Origin of the sequence: Candidatus Neomicrothrix sp., from assembly GCF_035329545.1 — a bacterium.
GTDB classification, from domain to species: domain Bacteria; phylum Actinomycetota; class Acidimicrobiia; order Acidimicrobiales; family Microtrichaceae; genus Microthrix; species Microthrix subdominans.
On record NZ_DAOLGP010000070.1, the window covers coordinates 1 to 4,894 of the forward strand.

The 4,894-nt window shown below is 68.0% G+C and carries 6 protein-coding genes; 4 read left to right on the forward strand and 2 right to left on the reverse strand.

The window, feature by feature from the left end:
* The coding region (locus tag PKD89_RS19525; protein WP_324332885.1) for a hypothetical protein at nucleotides 1-235 on the forward strand (235 nt) is incomplete at its 5' end.
* Between the two features lie 46 nt (nucleotides 236-281).
* Here the strand turns inward: PKD89_RS19525 and PKD89_RS19530 are convergent.
* Together PKD89_RS19530 and PKD89_RS19535 are read right to left on the reverse strand one after the other, a co-directional pair.
* Nucleotides 282-1,151 carry an alpha/beta fold hydrolase gene (locus tag PKD89_RS19530; RefSeq protein ID WP_289011257.1) on the reverse strand — a complete coding sequence of 290 codons (870 nt, stop codon included), beginning with the start codon at nucleotides 1,149-1,151 and terminating at the stop codon, nucleotides 282-284.
* Nucleotides 1,152-1,187: 36 nt separating this feature from the next.
* Entirely contained in the window at nucleotides 1,188-2,423 is a 1,236-nt protein-coding gene (locus PKD89_RS19535) for a class I SAM-dependent methyltransferase (RefSeq protein ID WP_289011258.1), read from the reverse strand.
* 40 nt (nucleotides 2,424-2,463) lie between these two features.
* On the opposite strand from PKD89_RS19535, the gene PKD89_RS19540 reads away from it, so the two are divergent.
* From PKD89_RS19540 to PKD89_RS19550, 3 genes are all read left to right on the forward strand, one after another.
* A complete protein-coding gene (locus tag PKD89_RS19540; protein WP_289011259.1) occupies nucleotides 2,464-3,279 on the forward strand; it encodes an SDR family NAD(P)-dependent oxidoreductase in 816 nt (271 codons plus the stop codon).
* Between the two features lie 47 nt (nucleotides 3,280-3,326).
* On the forward strand, nucleotides 3,327-3,968 hold the full coding sequence (locus tag PKD89_RS19545) for a DUF2510 domain-containing protein (RefSeq protein WP_289011260.1): 642 nt from the start codon (nucleotides 3,327-3,329) through the stop codon (nucleotides 3,966-3,968).
* A 68-nt stretch (nucleotides 3,969-4,036) separates the two neighbouring features.
* Nucleotides 4,037-4,837 (forward strand): hypothetical protein, encoded by an 801-nt coding sequence (locus PKD89_RS19550; protein WP_289011261.1) that lies wholly within the window; start codon nucleotides 4,037-4,039, stop codon nucleotides 4,835-4,837.
* Nucleotides 4,838-4,894 lie beyond the last annotated feature (57 nt).

A 4,894-nucleotide genomic window follows, 5' to 3' on the forward strand; every position in this document is an offset into this window, starting at 1 on the left:
GCAGTCGCCGGCGCAGGGCCGCCAACGCTCCACCCCCATCGCCCGGACCGGTCCCATCCGGCTCGAAACCTGTGATCGAAGCCATGGAACCAGTCTGATCAACACCTGTGACAACCAAGCCGGGTTGGCGCCGGAAACGGAGCAGTTTCCAGAAGTTTCTCCGGTGCGGCCGGCGCCCGCTGTCGCTGTGCTGCTGGATCCAGTCTTCGGCCAGTCGGCCAGTCGGCCAGGCTGACGGTCGTCGTGGTCCCGCCGGTGAGACGCGCAGACGGCGCTGCGGATCAGCCTGCCCGCTCGGCGTTGCGTCGGATGGCATCGATCGTCTCGCCGAGGCGAGGTGCGGGGAGGTCATGGCCCATGTCGGGGTACATCAGCAGACGGGAGTCCGGCACGGCCTTGGCGGTGGCGATGCCACCGCTGGGGCGCACCAACGGGTCGAGCAGGCCGTGGACGACCAGGGTGGGCACCCGCAGCGAGCGCAGACCACCGGTGCGGTCGGGGCTGGCCATGATCGCAGCGGTCTGGCGGGCGGTGCCCGCCGGTCGGAATGAGCGGGCGACGCTGTGAGCGGCGCGTCGGCGGTGGACCTCTTCGTCGAAGTGGGGGCCCGAGATGAGCTTGAAGGTCTGCACCGACCGGTCGACCGCTGTGGCGGGGGTTGCTTCGGGCAGCCGGGCCATGGCGGCGAGTAACCGGGCGGCGGGGCGGCCGGCCTTGCGGTCCCCGGTGTTGGACATGATCGACGTCAGGGACCTCACTCGGGAGGGGTGTTCGATCGCCAGGGTCTGGGCGATCATCCCGCCCATCGACGCACCGACGACGTGAGCGGAATCCAGGCCGAGCGCATCGAGCAGGCCTGCGGTGTCAGCCGCCATGTCGGAGAGCAAATAGCCGGCCTTGGGCGGTCGGCCGACCACCGTGCCCAGGACCGACTTGGCTTGGGACGGCGGGGTCCAGTCCATCTCCGTCGAGAGGCCTTGGTCGCGGTTGTCGACGGCGATCACGCGAAAGCCTCGGCTCGCCAGCAGCTCGGGAACGTTCTCGGGCCAGTCGGTCAGCTGGCCGCCGAGGCCCATGATCAACAGCAGGGGCTCGCCATCGCCGGTGGATTCGTACTCCATCGTGATGCCGTTGGTCTTGATCGAAGCCATCTCAGAGCGCCTTCTTGGTGGGGGCAGGGTGTGGGGTCATCGCACCGTCCAAAAGCCCGCCTTCAAGTAGGCGCCCTCTGGGAAGGTAACCGGGTGGTCGAGATCGTGGCCGGTGCGCGCCAGCTCGATCAGTTCATCGCCGGCGACGTCGGCTGCATCGAGCACAGCCGAGAAGAATGCCTCGGCAGAGACCCTGCTGGAACACGACGCCTGCACGAGCGTGCCGCCCGGTCGAACCAGCGGGAGTGCCAGGTGGGTGAGGCGGGCATAGGCCCGAAGTGCGCCGTCGACGCTGGAGCGCTTTTGGGCGAACGACGGCGGATCGATGATGACCAGGTCGTAGGTGTTGCCGGCCCGGGCCAGCGCGCTCATCACCTCGAACGCGTCCCCGACCTCGGAGGTGGTGGTACAGGCGGCCACAGCGGGGAGGTGGGCGTTGAGGGCCAGGTTCCTCTTCGTCGCCGCCAAGGTGGGCGCCGACAGGTCGACGCTGTGCACGCTGGTGGCGCCTCCGGCGGCGGCGTGCACGGTGAACCCGCCGGTGGACGCAAACAGGTCGAGCACGTCGCATCCCGCCGCCAGTTCGCCCACCCGCATGCGGTTGGCCCGTTGGTCGAGGAAGTGCCCGGTCTTTTGCCCGGCGCGCACGTCGGCCTCGAAGCTCAGCCCCCCCTCGGTGAAAGCGACCGGGTTCTGCGCGAGCACCCCGGCGATTACGTCGCCGTCCGCCAGGCCAAACGTGTCGCCCGCCGCCACGTTGCGGGCCAGGCGCAGCACGACCGCCGCCGCCCCCGTTTCGTCGATGAGCGATTCGACCAGGTGCCGCAGGTGGGGGAACCACACCGGCGAGTACACCTTGACCACCAGCATGTCGGCGTAGCGGTCGACGACGAAGCCCGGCAATGCGTCGTTCTCGCCGTTGATCAGGCGGTAGGCGGGACGGCCGCCGGGCTCAACGTCCATCAACGGCCGGCGCAGCTGCGCCGCGTCGGCCACCTTCTCTGCCCAGAAGTGGTCGTCGATCGGGCGGGGCTTGCCGACGTGGATGATGCGCAACGCGATCGGGCCGTCGGGGTCGTACAGTCCGATGGCGGCAAACTTGCGCTTCTGGTCGAAGACGATCGCCAGGTCACCCGGGGCTCCCCGGTGGTTGAGCGACGTGATCGAGGCGTCGTACACCCAGGGGTGACCGCCGCGGATCTGGCGCTGGGCATCGCTGGTGACCCGCACGGCGAGCCGAGCATCGTTGACCGGAGGGAGCGCTTCGAGCACCCATCGAGCGTACCGGTCGGCGCTGGTAGCGTCCTCGGAGATGGAAACGGATGTGGTGGTCGATCCGGAGGTTCGGCCGCCCGAGGTGCTCTTCGATCTGTCCGGACGGGTGGCGGTGGTCACCGGGGCCTCCTCGGGCCTGGGCTGCCGGTTTGCCCGGGTGCTGCACGCCGCCGGTGCCCACGTGGTGCTGGCCGCCCGGCGACAGGACCGGCTGGCGGAGCTCGCGACCGAACTCAACGACCTGCCCGGCCGGGCCCGGGTGGTCGTGCAGGCCTGCGACGTCACCGACGAGGTGGCCACCCAGGCGCTGGTCGATCGGACCGTTGCCGAGTTCGGCTCGGTGGACGTGCTCGTCAACAACGCCGGCCTCGGCGAGGCGGTCCGGGCGATCGACGAGACCAACGACCACGTGCGCGCCACCCTCGAGGTGAACCTGGTGGGCCTGTTCACCCTGTCACGCCAGGTCGCAGCGGTGATGCTGGAGGCCGGTTCGGGCAGCATCGTCAACATCGCTTCGATGCTGGGGCTGGTCGCCTCGGCCCCGGTGCAACAGGCCGCGTACTGCGCAGCGAAGGGCGGCGTGGTCAACCTGACCCGCCAGCTCGGCGCAGAGTGGGGCCGCAAGGGCGTGCGGGTGAACGCGATCGCCCCGGGCTGGTTCCATTCCGAGATGACCGCCGAAACGATGTTCGACGATCCGGCGGCGATGGAGTTCATCGTGCGGGAAACCCCGATGGCACGGCCGGGTGAAGCAGACGAGCTCGATGGAGCGCTGTTGTTCCTGGCCTCGGGCGCATCGAGCTTTGTCACCGGGGTAACTCTGGCGGTCGACGGAGGCTGGACCGCGAGGTAATCGAACAATTTCTTTGGAGTGTGCTGGCAGCGAACTATGTTTTGTCGATGGCAGATGCTTCTTGGTACCCGGACCCGCAGAATCCCGCTCAATTGCGGTACTTCGATGGTCTGCAGTGGACCTCACACGTGAGCGCCAGCGCTCCCCCGAGCCAACCGGTTGCCCAGCACACCACCAACGTCACGATGATGCAGGTGGGCAGCGCCGGCCCCCAGAAATCGGTGGGTCTCGCCGTTTTTCTCGCCTTCATGTTCGGGCCGTTCGGAACGTTTTACGGGTCGGTCGTCGGCGGCGTGGTGCTGTTGGCTTCGTCGGTTCTGATCGGCTGGTTGCTCATCCCGATCCCCTTCATTTGGATCGGCTCGATCATCTGGGGCGCCCTCGGCGCATCGCAATACAACAGCCGTTTCGGTGGTGCAGCCATGTCGGTAACCTCGCAGTCTCCGGGCGTGATGGCACCCGCACCGATCGTGCCCACGGCGATCCCCGCGCCGCCGCAGGCGTTGGCGCCGCCGCTGCAGCAGACCCAAGCGTACGGCCAGACGGCGGCGTACCAGCCCGCTGCCACTCCGGGTAGCTCACCCTGGGCTCCGCACTCGGGCGGTGAGGACGTCGTCGAAGCGGAGGTTCTCGCCGTCGAGAGCGCTCCCGATCAGGCCCCGACCGAGGGCGGATGGTGGGCGGGCTGATCCGATTAACGGCTCGCTGAGCGCTTCGGCAAGGATCGGCACCGACCTTTGAACTAGGTTTCGACCCTATGGTCGACACGCCCGAGGACACCGCGACAGCTGCGGAGCAACTGACGGTTTCCCCCACTGGGATATCAGCTGGACCTGAAGAGAAACGTCGTCGGTGGCTGTTGCTGACGGCGCTGGCGTTGGTGTTCCTGGCGGCGTCGGTGCTGGTGTTGGGCCTGGCGCTACGCGGCAGTGGCGCAGGGTCCGGTGAGGTGACTGCGAGCGGGCGCGCGGCAGCGGCATCCGGCAAGCCCGAGCGGACAGCCGAGCCGACCGAGGCCGCCGCCGACGAGGCCGGCCAAGAAACACCGGAAACCACCGAGCCACCCCCGAAAGCGCTGGAGTTGCCCTTCGAGTGGTCGGCCGAGGGCCTGGTGTCGCTGCCGTTCGGCACGCAGAGAGATGAGGCGATCGAGGCGGTGAGTGCGGCGCTCGATTCCCCGCCGGACGAGGTAACCGTCAATGAGCAGTCGGAGTGCACCCCGGGAACGTCGGCGCGCTGGGAGGCCGACAACGTTCGCCTGAGCATGGATGAGGCGGGAAACCTGGCTTCGGCGTCTTTTCCGGCTGAGCTCGGGTCAGTGGATGGGGTCAACCCGGCAGCGACCCTTGGAATCGTGCGGGACGCATTCCCGCAAGTTTCCCTGGAATATCGTCCGGCCGAACCTGACTTTGGTGAGTATGAGGACTCGTATCGATGGACGGTTCAAAGCACCGAGGCCAACGTGTCCGGCAACGTAGGCAGCGAGAACGATCAGGCGGCGTTTGAGATGACCTGGCTGCGGTCCGAACGATACCAGGGGGTGGAATGTTACGAATGACGCCGGCTCCGTAACACGGCGGCCTCGTGAGTCCGCGCGCTCGACCGCCTCGATTTG